Origin of the sequence: Salimicrobium flavidum (assembly GCF_900156645.1) — a bacterium.
GTDB classification, from domain to species: Bacteria; Bacillota; Bacilli; order Bacillales; family Halobacillaceae; genus Salimicrobium; species Salimicrobium flavidum.
This window is the reverse complement of record NZ_FTOC01000002.1, coordinates 277,536-294,068: the sequence shown is the minus strand read 5'-3', so window position 1 is coordinate 294,068 and position 16,533 is coordinate 277,536. Positions and strand designations below refer to the sequence as shown.

Genomic DNA, 16,533 nt, shown 5'->3' with positions numbered 1-16,533 from the left:
TGTGACAAAAATCGGAAAAATAACCGGTTCGAACATACTTCACATGCCCATAGAAAACAGGTATGTTATATTGAAGAAGGATAAATTAAGGACTATTTATGTAAAAAGGAGCGATTCGATTATGCCAGAACCGGTAGTGACAATGGATGGCTGGTACGCACTTCATGATTTCCGTACCATGGATTGGACATCATGGAAGTATGCCAGCACCGAAGAGCGTCAGCAGGCCATCAATGAGTTTCAGGCGTTGATGGAAACATGGGAAGCGAAAGAAGACGACCGTGAAGGAAGCCACGCTGTGTATACGATCGTCGGTCAGAAAGCGGATCTCATGATGATGATTCTGCGTCCGACCGTGGACGAACTCAATGACGTCGAAACGGCTTTCAATAAATCAAAACTCGCGGAATTCATGACTCCAGCGTATTCCTACGTTTCTGTCATCGAACTCTCCAATTACATGGGTGGCGAGCAGAACCCGGAAGACCCGGAAATCGAAGGCCGCCTCAAGCCGAAACTTCCGAAATGGGAGCATGTCTGCTTCTATCCTATGGACAAACGCCGCGAGGGCAACGACAACTGGTACGTGCTTGAAAAGGATGAGCGCGCCAAGCTCATGTACGAACACGGGATGACCGGACGTCAGTACGCCGGAAAAATCCGCCAGTTCATCAGCGGCTCCATCGGTCTCGATGACTGGGAATGGGGCGTGACGCTGTTCGCTCACGACGCGCTTCAGTTCAAGAAGCTCGTCTATGAAATGCGTTTCGATGAAGTCACTTCCCGGTACGGGGATTTCGGTTCCTTTTACGTCGGGAATCTGCTTACGAATGAAAAAGCCGAAACGTTCTTCGGAATATAAAGTGGTGTCCCCGGTCTGCACAGAGCAGTCCGGGGTTTTTCATATCCATAAACGTGCAGAAAAAAACAGCTAAACGGATTCTCCCGTCCAGCTGCTCCTTCATCCATTTTCTATTAATCGTCACAACACTTTCAAAGCTCCATAGCCGAGCAGTACCCAGCCGATGAGGAAAGCGACACCACCAAAAGGTGTAATCATAGCGAGCGTCTTCACCCCGGTCAAAGCATAGACATAAAGGCTTCCGGAAAACAGAAGGATGCCTGCGAAAAACAGCCAGCCGGCTCCTGTGAACATTCCGGACGCCCCTTTCCCCAGCAACAGCGCCGTTATGAAAAGTGCCATCGTATGGAACATCTGGTAGTTCACCGCTTTTTCCCACTGACCGATACTTTTCTCCGAAAGTCTGCTTTCCAGTCCATGTGCTCCGAACGCCCCGAGTGCAACGGCCAGAAAACCGTTGATAGCACCCAATATCAGAAATAATTTCATTATAGGTCCTCCTTATCAAAAATCAAAAATGGAAGATCCGTTAGCGTCCTCATCTGACGAATCTTTTTGTGTACTCTTCGACTTCGACGGTTCTTCGCCCATCATCTTACGGACTTCAGCGGCCGTCGGTTTCGAGTTGTTGTCTGAAGGCTGAAAGGCTTCCTCCCGCGCAGAAGTCTTTTCCTCCTCGAGAACGAGGTCGCACAAAAGCTGCACGGCACGGACATGTTCCCTCACACGGGCGGAATCTCCGTGACTCGCCAGCGCTTCTTCTACTTCTTTATTCATGCGTTGCAATAGTTGCTGATTGGAAACTGTCATTTGTCACACTTCCTTTCCCTCTGACAGTTTATCATGATTCCCCTCCGGATACCTATGACAAAAAATCGAGAAAATATAAAGATAGTGTACGAAAAGGTTCCCGCAAAGAAGCCCTCTCCATTTTTCAGGAAAGGGCTTCTAGTTTATTGGATACTACTGATGAAAATGACGATGATCATGATTGGCACCAGGTACTTCACAAGCGCGTACCACACGTTGCCGAACACATCATCCTTGAGGTCTACAGCTTTCAGGGCTGTCGGCTTAGCGAAATACCAGCCCACGAACAGTGCCATCGATAACCCGCCGAGCGGCAGGAAGATGTTCGAAGCTATATAGTCCATCGAATCAAGAATGTTAAAGTCAGCGATTGGTGTGACATCCGCCCAGATTCCGAACCCTAAGGAGACGAAAATCCCAAGAAAGAACATGATCGAGCCGACAATCACACTCGATTTCTTCCTTGTCCAGTTGAACAGACGCATGAAGTAAGCCGTCGGAACTTCCAGAATAGAAATAGCCGAGGATAAAGCCGCCAGCGAAAGCGCGAAGAAAAAGAGAAGCCCCGCTATTCCTCCGAGCGGCATCTGTTCAAAAATGGACGGCAAGGTGATGAACACAAGCGGCGGTCCGGACGTCGGATCGATACTGAATGCGAAAACTGCCGGAAAGATGACCAGTCCGGAGATGACCGCAAAAAACGTATCCATCAGCCCGATGCCTACCGCGGCACTTGGCAATCGTTTGTCGTCCGAAAGGTAACTTCCGTATGTAAGAAGTGCGCCCATACCAAGACTGAGTGAGAAAAATGCCTGTCCCAGTGCCTGAATATAGATGGATGGCTGCGTCAAAGCAGACCAGTCCGGCTGAAACAAAAAGGCAAGGCCTTCCATCGCCCCGTCAAGCGAAAGACTGAAGCCTGCAAGAATAATCAAAAGCAGAGCCAGCAACGGCATAAATATTTTATTCGCCATTTCAATCCCTTTTTTCACGCCGCTGAACACGATGATGATTGTGAGCGTCATGAATAACGCAGACCAGAAGAGCGGCTGCCAACCTTGTGAAATGAAGCCGCCGAACGCACCTTCAAACCCGCCTTCTGCAGGTGCCTGGAAAAAGTTCCCGGTCACGTAATTGACGAAATAGTAGAGGGCCCACCCCGCTACTACAGCATAGAAACTCAATATCAAAAATGCGCTGCAAACGCCGAAGAACCCGGTCATGAACCAAGGCGTCCTCGGAGCCAGCGTCTTATAAGACCCGATTACGTCACTTTTCGCTTTCCGGCCGATACTCACTTCCGTCAAAAGAAGCGGAATTCCGATCAAAAATACAAATACGAGATATAATAGCAAAAAAGCGCCTCCGCCATTTTCACCGGCGACAAAGGAAAAGCGCCATATATTCCCAAGACCTACAGCCGATCCCATCGCTGCAAGCATGAATCCCAGTTTCGTTCCCCATTGTTCACGAGCCATAACCAACCTCCTCCACAGTAAATATGCCTCATCATACCATAGATTTCCCCTTGTTACGACATGTTTCAGACAATTTCAACTACTTCTTCCTCCCTGAGGATTAATTTTCAAAAAAGTATGCCGATACTAAGACTTATGTAGGATTTATATGTAATTCTAAAGATTCGAAGGAGGAAAAGAGCACATGTGGAAAAACTTGAGTATCGGAAAGAAATATGGTGCCGGCTTCACCGTCGCTATCGCTTTGTTCGCCGTAGCCATCGTCCTCGTATTCCTTCAGCTCCAGGCTGCCGGGGAAGACGTAACACGTGTCAGTGAAACAGGCACGACGGCAGTAGACGTGTCGGACATGGCTTCTCTCACCCGTTCCAAAGACATACGGGTCGCTGATTACATAGAAAACCCGCTCCAGTCGTATGTCCAGGAATTCGAGGAGCGCCGCCAATCTTTCAACCAGCTCCAGGAAGAGTACGCCGGTTATTATGAAGGGACGGAATATGAAGAAACGATGAACACGGTCCAGGACATAGATTCCCAGCTGAACGATCTGTTTCTGAACAAAATTGTCGGCAACCTCAGTAATGAAGATGCTGTCGAAGCCTCCCGGGCACGTATCCAGACCCTTCGAGGCGACCTGATCGAGGAACTCGAAACGCTGCAAACTGCTGCCGAAAGCGAAATGGATAACGCCAATTCCGCCGCTGACAACGCGATTCAACTAACGCTCCTCACCCTTATAACAGCGGGTCTCCTCGCTCTGATAGCCGGAGCGGTGACGATGCTCCTCGTATCACGTAAGGTGAGAAGAAACATGAATGCTCTCGTACAAAAGGCCGACCAAATTTCCGAGGGGGAACTGTATCATGATAACTTCGATTACGACGGCAACGATGAAATCGGTCACCTCGGTACATCCATCAATACGATGAAAGGGAACCTGGAACGTCTGATCACTGAAATCTCAACGCTCTCGCACCAGGTCGAAGAACAAAGTAGAGAACTGAAGCAGTCCTCCGGCGAAGTGAAAGAAGGCTCGGAACAGATCGCCTCCACGATGCAGGAGTTGTCTTCAAGTTCAGAACAGCAGGCCTCCGATGCCTCGAACCTTTCTGAAATGATGACTGTCCTCTCTCAGAAAGTCGAAGGAGCGAATGAAGAAAGTTCCAAAGTCTCGGACGATGCAAAAGTAGTCCTCGAAAACTCCAACCACGGCAAAGAACTGATGGACGAATCCGTTAAACAGATGAGGGATATCCATACGGTCATGCACCAGGCCGTCGAACGCGTCCATCGCCTGGATAAACAGTCCGGAGAAATATCGAAGCTCGTCCAGGTGATCCGGGACATCGCGGATCAGACAAACCTCCTGGCATTGAACGCAGCTATTGAAGCAGCCCGGGCCGGAGAACACGGAAAAGGTTTCGCTGTTGTCGCTGAAGAAGTGCGTAAGCTGGCGGAGCAGGTATCGAATTCCGTCGGTGAAATCACCGGTATGGTGGACGGTATTCAGACAGAATCGAGAGAAGTCTCGGACTCTCTTGCAAGCGGATACACACAGGTGGAAGAAGGAACGACACAAATGGAGGAAACTGGAGCCACATTCGAAGAAATTCAAGCATCGATCAAAAACATAGCCTCCGGGATCGACGTCATTTCCACCAACCTCGAAAGTATCGAAGAGAGTACGTCCGATATGAACCAATCGATTGAAAGTGTCGCGTCCTCCTCTGAAGAAGCGGCTGCCGGTGTAGAAGAGACCACCGCTTCCGTAGAACAGTCCCATCATTCGATAGAAGAAGTGAATCGCAGGTCCGGAGAGCTCTCCGCCATGTCGGGCAGACTGAACAGTCTCGTCGCACAATTCCAGCTCGAGGATACGGATGCTGATTCTCAGGAAGACGAAACGGACGAATCAGCATATGAAAAAGAACAAGAGGATGAGAATCAGGAAGAAGACGATTCAAAAGAACAGGCAAGCTGACTTTTCCCTTCCTGATTGAAAATCATTTCCTACAAAAAAGTCTGGGACAGAATGTATGGTAGAAATGCTAAAACGAATATTCAAAGGAAAACACGTCGCTTTCCATGGGCACGGCTTCAGCTCGTGCTGTTCCCATAGGAGTCTCCGTGTTTTTCTTATGAATCATCCCATAAACGAAGGTATATAAAAATCCGAACAACTTTGTTCGGATTTTTATACGTAAAAGCAGTTTTTGTCCCGGGCTCTTTTTCGATTGCTTATTCGTTCTGTTCTCTGTGTAATTTTTCAAGCTGCGCAACCCTGGCTTCAAGTTCCCGGTAGTCCTCTTCCGGAACGAAACCGAGCTCTTTCACACGATTTTTCATCATTCCGCGTGTCTGGTTGCTCCAGTCCCTGTCCGCGGACTCGCCTTTTTTCACCCATTCATCCATTACCGATTTCGCTTCCTTCGGCGTCATTTCACCTTTATCGACCATGTCCTGAACCATTTTCTCAAACCGTTCCTTGCCGCTGATAGCAGCTCCGATACCTAAATAAAAACCACGTTTCATCCAGTTGTCCATCATTCTTCAACTCCTCCTACGTAATGTTTTTAATCATTTTAGCATGCTTCAGGGAAAATAGAAGCGTTCCGGCGAAACTGAAGCCGGCTACCAGATAGAAAACCCATACCGGCACAGCCTGCCACGACGCCGGCATGAGGAAAGACGCGAAAAGAGTCATGATTCCGATGAAAAATGTCATCGCAGCGTAAAAGAAATAATAATGATGCCATAATGACTGCTGCTGCTTCGTCCTTTGCCACTCCCGTTCCTTGTCCCCATCTTCGAGATACTCGACAAGGGCTCGTGGCAGGGAAAGAAGAGGCTGTCCGGTTTCTTTGGCGATGTTTTTGTAGAAACCGAATTTGGACTGATTACCGGTCATCCACTCATTGATCACCGGTTTGCCCCAGGCGACGATGTCCATCTTCGGGTGAACGACCATCAGCACTCCGAGAATCATAGAGGCCGCCCTGCCGAGGAATGCGTAATCGGCCGGAAGTTGAATCGGCTGATCTTTCACGAAATCCTGCATATCTTCGAGAATTTCGTTCATCACCGTAGCATCCAGGTTACTCATATCTTCGCTCAGATACATGGTGAGCATACGCCGCATCATCTTCTTCATCGCTTCCGTATCGGCACCTTCGAGAAGGAAGTCCATATCTCTCAGGGAAGCGATGATCCGGTCATAGTCGTCTATGATAAACCCTTCGATGATAGCACGGATATGTTCGACGTCTTCCCGTTTCACTTTTCCGACCATGCCGAAGTCCAGAATGACTACAGTACCATCTTGTTTAATCATTATATTTCCCGCATGAGGGTCCGCATGAAACATTCCGGCATTGACGAACTGTTCTACACACAGATCGAATATCGTACGGGCAAGTCTCTCCCGGTCCAGGTTATGCCGTTTGATGAATGAAATATCGGTGACCCGCGTTCCTTCCACCCATTCCATCACAAGTACGCGGCCGGTGGATAAATCCGTAAAATATTCAGGGATGTAGACGTTGGAGTGGTCTTCGAACCGCTTCCGGAAATAATTACCGTTCTCGAGTTCCATCGTAAAATCGAGTTCATTACTCATCACAGCCACGACTTCCTTGTAGAGCGCAGGTAAATCTGCCTTTTTCCCGAAGATGGTGAAACGGTTCAGCATCCAGAAAACGACCCTCATCGCCTTGAAGTCCGTCTGGAATATTTCCCTCACCCGGTACCGCTGCACCTTTACAGCGACCGGTGTTCCGTCATGAAGGTAGGCTTTGTAAACTTCTCCGATGGACGCGGAAGCGACAGGATCTTCATCGATCGAAGCGATTCGCTTTTCAAGCGACTCCTGCCAGTCCTCTTCGATGATTTCCTTCGAAAAGGAGAAGGGGACGGGTTGTACACGATCGACGAGCCCTTCCAGCTCACGTATAAAAGAAGCAGGAAGAAGGTCCCCTCGTGAGCTCAGGAACTGCCCGAACTTAATAAGCAGTCCCCCCAGATAAACAGCGCGCTGCCTATATTCCGTCGCCATTTTTTTAAGGAGTTCTTCCCACTTTCTTTCCGTGTCCTGATCCCAGATACGATTCAATTTCTGGAACCAGAAGATCTTCCATAAAAACTTTATAGACATCCAGATGATGATGTACATCCGGTATATTCCTATGTATTTCTTCGAATTCAACGCCTTCCCCCCTCATCTCTCATCTATATGTATTTTAACTTCTACCCTATTTCCTGTACGTTCAACCCAAAAAAAAGTTCAAATTGATACATTTAGATCAGTTATTACTTTTTTTTTACTTTTGGTGATTATAATGAACTATATGTAAATAACTCCCATATATATCCTTAGAAGGATTCTGTTCACTTATTGAATAGCTGTTCACTCAGCTGTTACTTTTTAACTATTTGAACAATTTTGAAAATTTTAAGAATTTTCTTCATAATGGGCGTTGTACTAAAAATCGTAACAGGGGGTTAAAGAAATGAGGAAACTATCCACCTGGCTGACCGCCGGGGCACTATCACTGGTACTCGCTGCTCCGACAGCAAGTGCCGAAACATCATCAACCGAAGATTACGCCGACTGGAACAAAGAACGTTACAGCGACAAGATCGACATCGACGGAATGCTTCAGAAAAAATCGGAACAGGAAGGTTTTCGACAGAAAGCGATCGAAACGATCAAAGAAAATGCGAAGAATACCAATTTCAATGAAGAAGAGAGCAGCGGGGACAGCGAAGGAGATTCTCACTTTACATACGACGGGGGCTCCAAACAATTTCTCGACCGTGACCTCAGCTTCAAGGAATTCACCCTGCGCAGTGTAGGAGAACATGCAGAAGTATGGGTTGCAAACGATTTGTCTTTCCCGGAAGGAGATGAGCGTGAAGCACACACGATCACTCAGGCGCAGGTCGATAAACTCGCGGAAGAATTCGACACGAACATTTACCCGAAAGCGACCGACTTCTTCGGCAAGCAGGATTCACTCGATGGTACAAATGCGCTGCTTGAGGATATCGGTGCTGTACCGGAAGGATATTACGAAACTGAAGACGACGAAAAGATCACCATCCTGATCAACAATATCAAAGACGACAACTACAACGACCCGGACTACCCGTTCTTCGTCGCCGGATTCTTCTGGCAGACGATTGAACAGTATACGGACCGTAACATTATCACGATCGACTCCCGGGACTGGGACGAGCGGCTGGAGGAAACGTTCTTCTCTACGACGATCCATGAACTCCAGCACCTGATCCATGCCGATTATGACAGCGATGAAACATCCTGGGTCAACGAAGGGATGTCCACTTTCTCCGAGTATCTGGGAGGATACGGCATGAGTACAGGTTCCATCAACTTCCTTCTCGATCATCCCGAAAACTCCCTGACAGCCTGGGATGAGCACGTGAATGCCGAGACAGGACCGGAGACGATCGCCGACTACGGACTCGTCCAGTTATTCACTCTGTATAACTATGAGCAATTCGGCCAGGAACTGATCCGCTCCGTAGCGACAAGCGAACTCAACAGCATCGAAAGCTTCGAACAGGCTTATGACGAATTCGGTATCGATAAATCCTTCGACGAAGTGTACAGAGACTTCACGTCCGCACTCGTCATGGATGACAACAAATTCAAAGGAGGTAAATATGGGTTCGAAAACATCGACCTCCGAGATATCGAGACCGAAGACGGGACCCGAGGAAAAACGGTGAACTTCGAATCCGCTAAAGACTTCGAAAAAGAAGGCGTTCCTGCCTGGGGTACAGATTTCAAAGAGTTCGATTTCGAGCCGGGTGAAAATGTGGAATCCTTCGACTTTAATGGTGTGGACTTCCTGCCGTTCCAGTGGAAATCGACGGAGGATCCTTTAAATGAGAACAACAATGTATTCTACAGTACCAAAGGCGATGAGATGGACAACGCCATGATTTTCGAGGCGGACCTCACTGGTCTTGACGAGGCGACTCTGTCTTTCGATCATTACCTTCAGATTGAAGAGAACTGGGATTTCGGAGTCGTACAGGTATCTACGGATGGCGGCGACACGTGGACCTCCCTTTCCAATGAAAATACGACAGACAGTGTCGTGGAAAACGGCTATCCGAAAATCAAAGACAACGTGCCCGGTTTTACGGGGATGACGGATTCCTTCCGTAACGAAACGTTCGATCTATCCGAATATGCAGGGGAAGAAGTTCTCGTCTCCTTCCGTTACCTTACCGACTGGGGACACATGGAAGAAGGCTGGTATCTCGATAACATCGAAATTCCGGAAGCCGGTGTTTCCTACAGCGGGGAAAGTACGGAAGACTTCACCTCTCAGGCAGAACTGGATGAGAACTACGTGAACTACGGCGTGTCCTTCTTCAAAGAGAAGAAGAATGGTAAATACCAGGTCGTGCACGTCGACCCTTTCAATATCACAGATGAAGATGCATTAGAACTGCAGAAGGTGTTCCGTCCAGGTAAAACGTACATGACGACTCATTACGCTGCACCTCAGGACAGCACGGAATACGTGGACTTCGAATACGAAATCGAATACAAAGAAAACAGGAAAAACAAAGGAAAACGGAACTGATAAAAAAAGCCAGCCCTCTGCGGTTGGCTTTTTTTCGTTTCCAGGGGGGTTCATCACCAATTTCTTCCTTCCCTACTTCCCTATTGAACGTAGGAGTCGGTTCAAGGCGACGTTCCAGAACTTCCAATATAGGTCCCCTCCGCTTTTCATTTCTCTTCATTTTTGACATGATAGAGGTATACTTGTACATAGAGAGGACGGGATTCCCTTGATGATAAAAGAACTGGAAGTAAAAGATTTACGCCCGGTATCGGAATGGCTGCACCGGATGAACGATGATGATAAGCATTTCGTCGCCTGGCTCGCTTCCGATCCGAAAGAAATATTCGAACAGATTTGGGGGCTCACTCAGCTCAATGACCCCTTCGCCTTCGTCGCCTGGGATGATGATGAAATCGTCGGGTTCCTAGGGATCCTTCCGTTTTTTGAACAGAAGGTCTGCCGGCTCCTCGGGCCGTTTGCGACGAAGCAGGAAACGTTGATTTTCGAAAGACTTTGGCAAAAAGCCTCCCTGACGCTTGAGATGTATTTCGATGCGGCGAAACTCGCCTGTTTTGATGTCAATATAGAACTGCTGGCATTCGCCGAGAACTATGAATTCGAATTATATAATATCGAAAAGACGCTTCGTCTTGATAAATCCTCCTTCACACCGTCCTTTTCAGATGAACCGATCCGGCCACTCGATGATGATCGAAAAGCCGAACTCGATTCTCTCCATCCGGACGGGGCTTACTACACGACAGCGCAAATGATGGAACTTTCCCGTGAGGATGGCCATCACCTGCTCGGCTACTTTGATGAAGGCGTCCTTACCGGATATATTTATATGGAGACCATTCTACCGGGAGAAGAAGGGGAAATCTGCTTTGTGAACGTCGCGTCCGGGGATCAGGGAGAAGGTGTCGGAAGCGCTCTGCTTGATTATGCTTTATCGACAGGTTTCCGGGACGAAAGCTTTTCCTATATCACCATTTCCGTACGGGAGGCCAACAGAGCGGCGGAAAGCCTGTATAAGCGCATCGGCTTTTATGAATGGCATACCATCTTCGCTTACAATAAAACGATCGAAACGCAGCCGCCTCCGAGACTGATCCATTAAGAAGGAGAGGATAACCATGAGCTCTTTAGAAGATATCCTTCCCCGGCTCGGGGACCACACACCGATATCAGAACAAAAATCCGTAAGTGGCGGGGACATCAATGAAGCCTATTACGTCAAAACCGAAGAGCAGGAATATTTCGCTAAAAGAAACAGGGACGCCCCCCCCCTATTTCTTTCAGGCGGAAGCCAGAGGCCTTGAGCTCATCAGGGAGACGGAGACCATCCACGTCCCCGCCGTTTACCATTATGATGAAAACGAACAGGGGGACGCCTGGCTTATCCTGGAACATATTCCAGCCGGAACCCCCTCCTCTCTTACGACGAGCCGTCTCGGGGAAAGACTCGCCCGTATGCACTCCCAGGGAGGAGAGAGCTATGGGTTCGATCAGCCTACATTCGTCGGGGAGATCCTCCAGAAAAACAGCATGGGACCATCCTGGGTGGACTATTACCGGGACGAGCGTCTCCTCCCGCAGCTGCGAAGAGCCGAAGCGGACGGAAAGCTTCAGGGGGACAGGAGGAAACGCGCCTTCCACCTTCTGGATAATCTGGATAAATGGATCCCTGAAAATCGCGGGAGCTCGCTTTTACACGGAGACCTGTGGGGCGGGAACTGGATCGCCGGACCGGGTGACACACCTTATCTGATAGACCCATCCGTCTTTTACGGAGACAGGCTAATGGATCTGTCGTTTACGGAACTTTTCGGTGGCTATCCCCGGAATTTCTATGAAGCGTATCAGGAGCATTTCCCTCTGCCTGACTACTATGAAGAAGTGAAGCCTTTGTATCAGTTATTCTATCTGCTCGTTCACCTGAATATTTTCGGTGAATCCTACGGAAGCGCCGTCGATCGTGTCCTCCGTCCTTACACTTCGACGAAAGGGTGAGGCTTCAGATAAGCCTGGGACTGAATATAACTGTCTTCATACTTATCGGCCCATTCTTTCAACGTCCGCCTTACGACGTGCAGGGAAATCTCCCCGCTCCCATACTGTTCCAGCCGATTCTCGAGCAACGTTTTCTCTTCCTGGGATAACTGACGTTTCACATGGCCCGCGATATGCTGACAGGCATTGATGTGACGTTCTCTCGTCGGGGGAGTTTCCAACGCTTTCGTAAGAAGCTGACTGTACTCTTCCTTCAGTTCATAAAAAGGAACTTCCCTCCCACGGGCGAGCAGCCGTCCCAACTGTTTTTGAATGGAGGGGGAATAGGCCATCAGCAGGTATTTATGATCGGATTGAAAATCGAACAACTCCCGTTTCGAGCCCTTTCCCATCACCTCGCGCATCCGGCGCAGGGTGAATACTTTCGTCCAGAAGTGATCCCATTCTTCTTCCCCCGCATATTCAAGGAAAGAAGCGGATAACCTTTCTTCGGCGTAAATATTACCGGTGATTTCCACTTCTTCTTTCAATCGATTCACTCGTTCATCACTTATATCTATGTCTTTGTCTATATAAACAGCTGGTCTTTCTACGTACTTCACGAATCTTCCTCCTTTTTACGAAAAATCTGATTTTGTAGAAGGATTCCCTATCTTCTTCATCGAATAACATAAGGGAGGACGATAATGCTTGGTAATCGAACTTGCATGTATTAAAATTTATCTTGATGTATAATTATACTCGGAAATGAGGGATGATCAACATGAACAACCAGAACCATCCACTATCTGCGCATTTACGTTTCATCATACCATCCATACTCGGTATTCTATTATTCATGATCCCGATTCCATCCGGAGATTCGATGACCATCCTCGTCGCTATCTTTGCCGGCTGGCTCGAAGAAGCACTCAAACCCTATCTGTCACTTATCATGACGTTCATCATCACGCTGACAGCTGTACTCACCTTATGGGTGAAAGCCGGAGGACGAAGGATTGTGAGTTCGTCTCCTTTTTTCACTTCTCTTCTGGATGTAACCCCATTCTGGACGATTATTCGCGTCCTCGGAATGATTTTCGCTCTTATGATTTATTTCCAGATCGGCCCGGAGGCCATCACCTCTGATGTGACCGGTGGATTACTGCTGGATTCCCTATTGCACGTTCTGTTCACAGTCTTTCTGTTTGCAGGTCTTTTCCTGCCGTTACTTTTGAACTATGGTCTTTTGGAACTCTTTGGGATAGTATTAATGAAAATCATGCGTCCGCTTTTCACCCTTCCCGGACGTTCGTCGATCGATTCCCTCGCTTCCTGGCTCGGGGATGGAACCATCGGTGTTCTATTAACGAGTAAGCAGTATGAAGAAGGGTACTATACGAAACGTGAAGCCGCCGTCATCGGGACGACGTTTTCTGTCGTGTCGATCACGTTCACCATAGTCGTCATCGAGGAACTCGGTCTCGGCCATATGTTCGTGCCATTGTACGGGACCATCGTCCTTGCCGGGGTCATCGCTGCTCTTATCATGCCCCGGATTCCTCCGCTTTCGAAAAAGTCGGATACCTTCGTAACAGAAGAGGTGCGGGATAATGGTGACCAGGTACCGGAAGGGGAGACCGTCTTCACCCACGGTTACAAACAGGCCGTTAAACAGGGGAGCAAGTCTCCCGGTCTTACAGGATTTTTCAAAAACGGAGCTCAAAACGTTCTCGATATGTGGATGGGGGTCGCTCCGATCGTCATCGCTCTCGGTACGATAGCCCTGGTGCTGGCGGAGTTCACGCCGCTATTCACGTGGCTCGGTGCTCCATTCATTCCGATTCTTGAGCTGTTGCAGATTCCATCGGCTCAGGCTGCTTCCGAAACGATTCTGATCGGCTTTGCGGATATGTTCCTGCCGGCGATCATCGGAGCTTCCATCGAAAGTGAAATGACCCGTTTCGTCATCGCTGCCCTGTCCGTTACACAGCTGATTTATATGTCGGAAGTCGGTGGAGTCCTGCTCGGGTCGAAAGTCCCTGTAGGTATCACAGATCTATTCATCATCTTCCTGCAACGTACCATCATCAGCTTGCCTATCATTGCTTTAGTTGCTCATTTGATCTTTTAAAACCAATTGAAGAGAGGTCTCTTGTATGAAAAAGAAAATAGTTTCTGCCTTTGTAATGATGGGGATAACCGGTTTCGGCGCTACTGTCGTAGAAGCCGACACTGTAGAAGTCGAGTCAGGAGACTCCCTTTGGAAGATCGCTTCTTCGAACGGAGTCTCTGTGGATCGTCTCATGGCTCTGAATGAACTTTCCACCACGACCATCCATCCGGGACAGAAACTTCGGATAGCGGAAGAAGTGAAGCCACCTTCTTCCCCTCCTCCCTCTTCATCTGTTTATGAAGTACAAGCGGGCGATTATTTGTCGAAAATTGCACGGAACCAAGGCACTACCGTTCAAAAGTTGAAAACGTGGAACAACCTTACCTCCGACACGATTCACATCGGACAGAAACTGAAGCTGGCCGGAACCGGAAGCGTGGCACAGGAAAAGCCGCCCGTCGCTTCTCCCTCCCCCGGCCCTTCTCATACATATATTGTGCGTCGCGGAGATAATCTTTCGAAAATCGCCTCTTCCCTTGGAATGCGGGTGACAAGCTTGAAAGAATGGAACGATCTCGAATCGGACATCATTTATGTCGGTCAGTCCCTCCAGGTGACAAAAAGTAACGAAAACCCCCCCCTCTTCTCCTGAAGAAAAGAAGGTCACTGTCACCTCCTACTTGGTTCAACCCGGGGAGAGTCTTTGGACCATCAGTCAGAAATTCAAAGTACCGGTTCCTAAACTCCGGGAAATGAATAATATGAAAGATACGATCATACGAGCCGGCGAAACGCTTCTTCTCGAGAAAGTTAAGGAAAACCATAAAGAAGCAGAAAGTTCCTTCCCGGCCCGTGCTATCATTTCAACTGCAAAATTGTACATGGGAACCCCTTACGTATGGGGCGGGAACACTCCAGGTCAAGGGTTCGACTGCAGTGGTTTCCTGAAATACGCTTTCGCTAAGCACGGGGTTTCCATCCCGAGAACAGTCGCTTCGATACATAAGGTAGGTACGCCCGTGTCTTCTCCTTCGGTCGGAGATCTTGTATTTTTCGAAACGTACAAAAAAGGCCCTTCTCACGCCGGGATTTACCTTGGCGATGGTATGTTCCTTCATGCCGGCTCCTCTTCCGGGGTTACGGTCAGCTCCATGGATATGAATTACTGGAAACAGAGATACCTTGGTGCTAAAAGTTATTGAACAGCTTACGGAGACGACTCCTTCAGTCGTCTCCGCTTTTTTATTTTTGGATGAAGTTAGTGAGGTGCTCAGAATGCGGTTGTCGCTTAAGGATCTCATTTTTTCTATTGCGGGATTCAAGGAGGCATCAGTAGAAACGGAGGGTGGTAAGTTATAAGGGGTTCAGTGCTGAATCTTAGGCGTGAGCACCTCATTTCTTTTCCTATTCCGTCGTTCAGAATACCTCTTCAAGGCGCGAGCACCCCATAACAGGATAGTATACCGTGCTCAAGACGTCTTCCCCTCACCCGAGCACCTCATAAAAGCGCCTAAGGCCTGTTACATTTTATTTACGTTCCGCTAACATTATTTTGAATATCTACAATAAAGGGTATAAAGGTAGTACAATGTATGAATAGATAAGATTTCATGGAGAAAGAAGGCGAGGGTAAACGAATGAAGCGTGATGCTTTTTTTGATAATGCGAAATTATTTCTGATTGTACTCGTCGTCTTCGGTCATGCGATGCAGCCGATGACGGAAGACTCTGCCTTTATGTACAGTCTCTATACCTTCATTTACACCTTTCATATGCCTGCGTTCATTTTGTTGGCAGGATTTTTTGCGAAGGGTTCAAAAGATAAGAACTATATTATGCAAATGGTCAAAAAGCTGCTGCTTCCCTACCTCCTGTTCCAGGCTGTATACAGCGGCTATTACTATGCGCTCGGAGACAGTGGCTGGTTCAACGGGTTCTTTCACCCTCACTGGTCCCTGTGGTTTCTCGTAAGCCTGTTCTGCTGGCACATCCTGTTGATCGGTTTCAAAAGAATACCGCCGGTTCTCGGGATACTCATTTCTCTCGAGCTCGGACTGATCATCGGTTATTTCAGTGAAATCGGCCATACGTATAGCCTTTCCCGGACGTTCGTCTTCTTCCCTTTCTTCCTCGCAGGCTACTGGCTGACGAAAGAACAGGTGAAAAAATGGCAAAAACCATCCGTCCGCCTGGCCTCTCTAGGAATTATGGGAATTGTGGCCACCTGTATCGCCCTGTTTCCGGAATTCAGTTCGGGGTGGCTGCTCGGGTCCAAGTCTTATGCTACGCTAGGTATTCCGGAGGCCGGGGGTTGGTTGCGCCTCGGTGTATATATACTCGCTGCTGTTATGACGGTTGCAGTATTATCCTGGGTCCCGAGCCGGCATTTTTCCTTTACAAAGCTCGGTCAGCGCACTCTTTACGTTTACTTGTTGCACGGTTTCTTCATCCAGTTTTTCCGTAAAATCGATCTGTTCACCTACACACACTGGCTGGATATAGTAGGAGTCTTCGCTATTGCGGTCGGTATCGTCTATATACTTTCCTCGAAGTTCATAATGACGATCGCCGGCCCACTTATAGAAACCAAACTGCCCCGAAAACGGAAAACGGAACCAAGCGCTTAGTCTACCAATGAAAAAAACCTGCAGGGAGTGTCATCAACTCCCTGCAGGT

The 16,533-nt window shown here is 48.3% G+C and carries 14 protein-coding genes and 1 pseudogene; 9 read left to right on the top strand and 6 right to left on the bottom strand.

Annotation, left to right across the window (positions count from 1 at the left end; translation table 11 throughout):
• The first annotated feature begins 121 nt into the window (after nucleotides 1–121).
• Nucleotides 122–862, top strand: a complete 741-nt coding sequence (gene hemQ, locus BW944_RS04680) for a hydrogen peroxide-dependent heme synthase (protein ID WP_076557222.1) — start codon at nucleotides 122–124, stop codon at nucleotides 860–862.
• A gap of 120 nt (nucleotides 863–982) precedes the next feature.
• On the opposite strand, the gene BW944_RS04675 is transcribed toward hemQ, so the two are convergent.
• The 3 genes from BW944_RS04675 to BW944_RS04665 form a co-directional block, all read right to left on the bottom strand.
• Entirely contained in the window at nucleotides 983–1,351 is a 369-nt protein-coding gene (locus BW944_RS04675) for a DUF423 domain-containing protein (protein WP_076557220.1), read from the bottom strand.
• A gap of 15 nt (nucleotides 1,352–1,366) precedes the next feature.
• Nucleotides 1,367–1,672 (bottom strand): YwdI family protein, encoded by a 306-nt coding sequence (locus BW944_RS04670; RefSeq protein ID WP_076557217.1) that lies wholly within the window; start codon nucleotides 1,670–1,672, stop codon nucleotides 1,367–1,369.
• Between the two features lie 143 nt (nucleotides 1,673–1,815).
• Nucleotides 1,816–3,150, bottom strand: a complete 1,335-nt coding sequence (locus BW944_RS04665; protein ID WP_076557215.1) for a sodium-dependent transporter — start codon at nucleotides 3,148–3,150, stop codon at nucleotides 1,816–1,818.
• Between the two features lie 184 nt (nucleotides 3,151–3,334).
• On the opposite strand from BW944_RS04665, the gene BW944_RS04660 reads away from it, so the two are divergent.
• Nucleotides 3,335–5,131 carry a methyl-accepting chemotaxis protein gene (locus BW944_RS04660; RefSeq protein ID WP_076557213.1) on the top strand — a complete coding sequence of 599 codons (1,797 nt, stop codon included), beginning with the start codon at nucleotides 3,335–3,337 and terminating at the stop codon, nucleotides 5,129–5,131.
• A gap of 257 nt (nucleotides 5,132–5,388) precedes the next feature.
• Here BW944_RS04660 and BW944_RS04655 read toward each other — a convergent pair whose 3' ends face one another.
• Nucleotides 5,389–5,697 carry a phasin family protein gene (locus BW944_RS04655; protein ID WP_084193623.1) on the bottom strand — a complete coding sequence of 103 codons (309 nt, stop codon included), beginning with the start codon at nucleotides 5,695–5,697 and terminating at the stop codon, nucleotides 5,389–5,391.
• Between the two features lie 13 nt (nucleotides 5,698–5,710).
• Complete coding sequence (locus BW944_RS04650) at nucleotides 5,711–7,351, bottom strand: ABC1 kinase family protein (RefSeq protein ID WP_076557211.1); 1,641 nt, start codon at nucleotides 7,349–7,351, stop codon at nucleotides 5,711–5,713.
• Nucleotides 7,352–7,655: 304 nt separating this feature from the next.
• Here BW944_RS04650 and BW944_RS04645 point away from each other — a divergent pair, with 304 nt between their 5' ends.
• From BW944_RS04645 to BW944_RS04635, 3 genes and pseudogenes are all read left to right on the top strand, one after another.
• Nucleotides 7,656–9,767 (top strand): M6 family metallopeptidase, encoded by a 2,112-nt coding sequence (locus BW944_RS04645; RefSeq protein WP_076557209.1) that lies wholly within the window; start codon nucleotides 7,656–7,658, stop codon nucleotides 9,765–9,767.
• A gap of 211 nt (nucleotides 9,768–9,978) precedes the next feature.
• Entirely contained in the window at nucleotides 9,979–10,869 is an 891-nt protein-coding gene (locus BW944_RS04640; protein WP_076557207.1) for a GNAT family N-acetyltransferase, read from the top strand.
• Between the two features lie 16 nt (nucleotides 10,870–10,885).
• Nucleotides 10,886–11,762: pseudogene (locus tag BW944_RS04635) on the top strand (fructosamine kinase family protein).
• Here the strand turns inward: BW944_RS04635 and BW944_RS04630 are convergent.
• Nucleotides 11,741–12,364: a YbgA family protein gene (locus BW944_RS04630; RefSeq protein WP_076557205.1), complete on the bottom strand. Its 624-nt coding sequence runs from the start codon at nucleotides 12,362–12,364 to the stop codon at nucleotides 11,741–11,743. The pseudogene BW944_RS04635 and the gene BW944_RS04630 overlap by 22 nt on opposite strands.
• Nucleotides 12,365–12,525: 161 nt before the next feature.
• Here BW944_RS04630 and BW944_RS04625 point away from each other — a divergent pair, with 161 nt between their 5' ends.
• The 4 genes from BW944_RS04625 (at nucleotide 12,526) to BW944_RS04615 (ending at nucleotide 16,484) form a co-directional block, all read left to right on the top strand.
• Nucleotides 12,526–13,875, top strand: a complete 1,350-nt coding sequence (locus BW944_RS04625; protein ID WP_076557427.1) for a YjiH family protein — start codon at nucleotides 12,526–12,528, stop codon at nucleotides 13,873–13,875.
• Nucleotides 13,876–13,900: 25 nt separating this feature from the next.
• Entirely contained in the window at nucleotides 13,901–14,509 is a 609-nt protein-coding gene (locus BW944_RS14750) for a LysM peptidoglycan-binding domain-containing protein (protein WP_084193622.1), read from the top strand.
• Nucleotides 14,510–14,618: 109 nt separating this feature from the next.
• On the top strand, nucleotides 14,619–15,059 hold the full coding sequence (locus tag BW944_RS14745; RefSeq protein ID WP_234983111.1) for a C40 family peptidase: 441 nt from the start codon (nucleotides 14,619–14,621) through the stop codon (nucleotides 15,057–15,059).
• A gap of 435 nt (nucleotides 15,060–15,494) precedes the next feature.
• Nucleotides 15,495–16,484 (top strand): acyltransferase family protein, encoded by a 990-nt coding sequence (locus tag BW944_RS04615; protein WP_076557425.1) that lies wholly within the window; start codon nucleotides 15,495–15,497, stop codon nucleotides 16,482–16,484.
• Nucleotides 16,485–16,533: the final 49 nt, after the last annotated feature.

Coding starts and splice junctions, on each gene's coding strand:
- BW944_RS04640 (WP_076557207.1), top strand. CDS start 9,979: ATGATAAAAGAACTGGAAGTAAAAGATTTACGCCCGGTATCGGAATGG.
- BW944_RS04655 (WP_084193623.1), bottom strand. CDS start 5,697: ATGATGGACAACTGGATGAAACGTGGTTTTTATTTAGGTATCGGAGCT.
- BW944_RS04665 (WP_076557215.1), bottom strand. CDS start 3,150: ATGGCTCGTGAACAATGGGGAACGAAACTGGGATTCATGCTTGCAGCG.
- BW944_RS04660 (WP_076557213.1), top strand. CDS start 3,335: ATGTGGAAAAACTTGAGTATCGGAAAGAAATATGGTGCCGGCTTCACC.
- BW944_RS04625 (WP_076557427.1), top strand. CDS start 12,526: ATGAACAACCAGAACCATCCACTATCTGCGCATTTACGTTTCATCATA.
- BW944_RS04615 (WP_076557425.1), top strand. CDS start 15,495: ATGAAGCGTGATGCTTTTTTTGATAATGCGAAATTATTTCTGATTGTA.
- BW944_RS04645 (WP_076557209.1), top strand. CDS start 7,656: ATGAGGAAACTATCCACCTGGCTGACCGCCGGGGCACTATCACTGGTA.
- BW944_RS14750 (WP_084193622.1), top strand. CDS start 13,901: ATGAAAAAGAAAATAGTTTCTGCCTTTGTAATGATGGGGATAACCGGT.
- BW944_RS04670 (WP_076557217.1), bottom strand. CDS start 1,672: ATGACAGTTTCCAATCAGCAACTATTGCAACGCATGAATAAAGAAGTA.
- hemQ (WP_076557222.1), top strand. CDS start 122: ATGCCAGAACCGGTAGTGACAATGGATGGCTGGTACGCACTTCATGAT.
- BW944_RS14745 (WP_234983111.1), top strand. CDS start 14,619: ATGAAAGATACGATCATACGAGCCGGCGAAACGCTTCTTCTCGAGAAA.
- BW944_RS04675 (WP_076557220.1), bottom strand. CDS start 1,351: ATGAAATTATTTCTGATATTGGGTGCTATCAACGGTTTTCTGGCCGTT.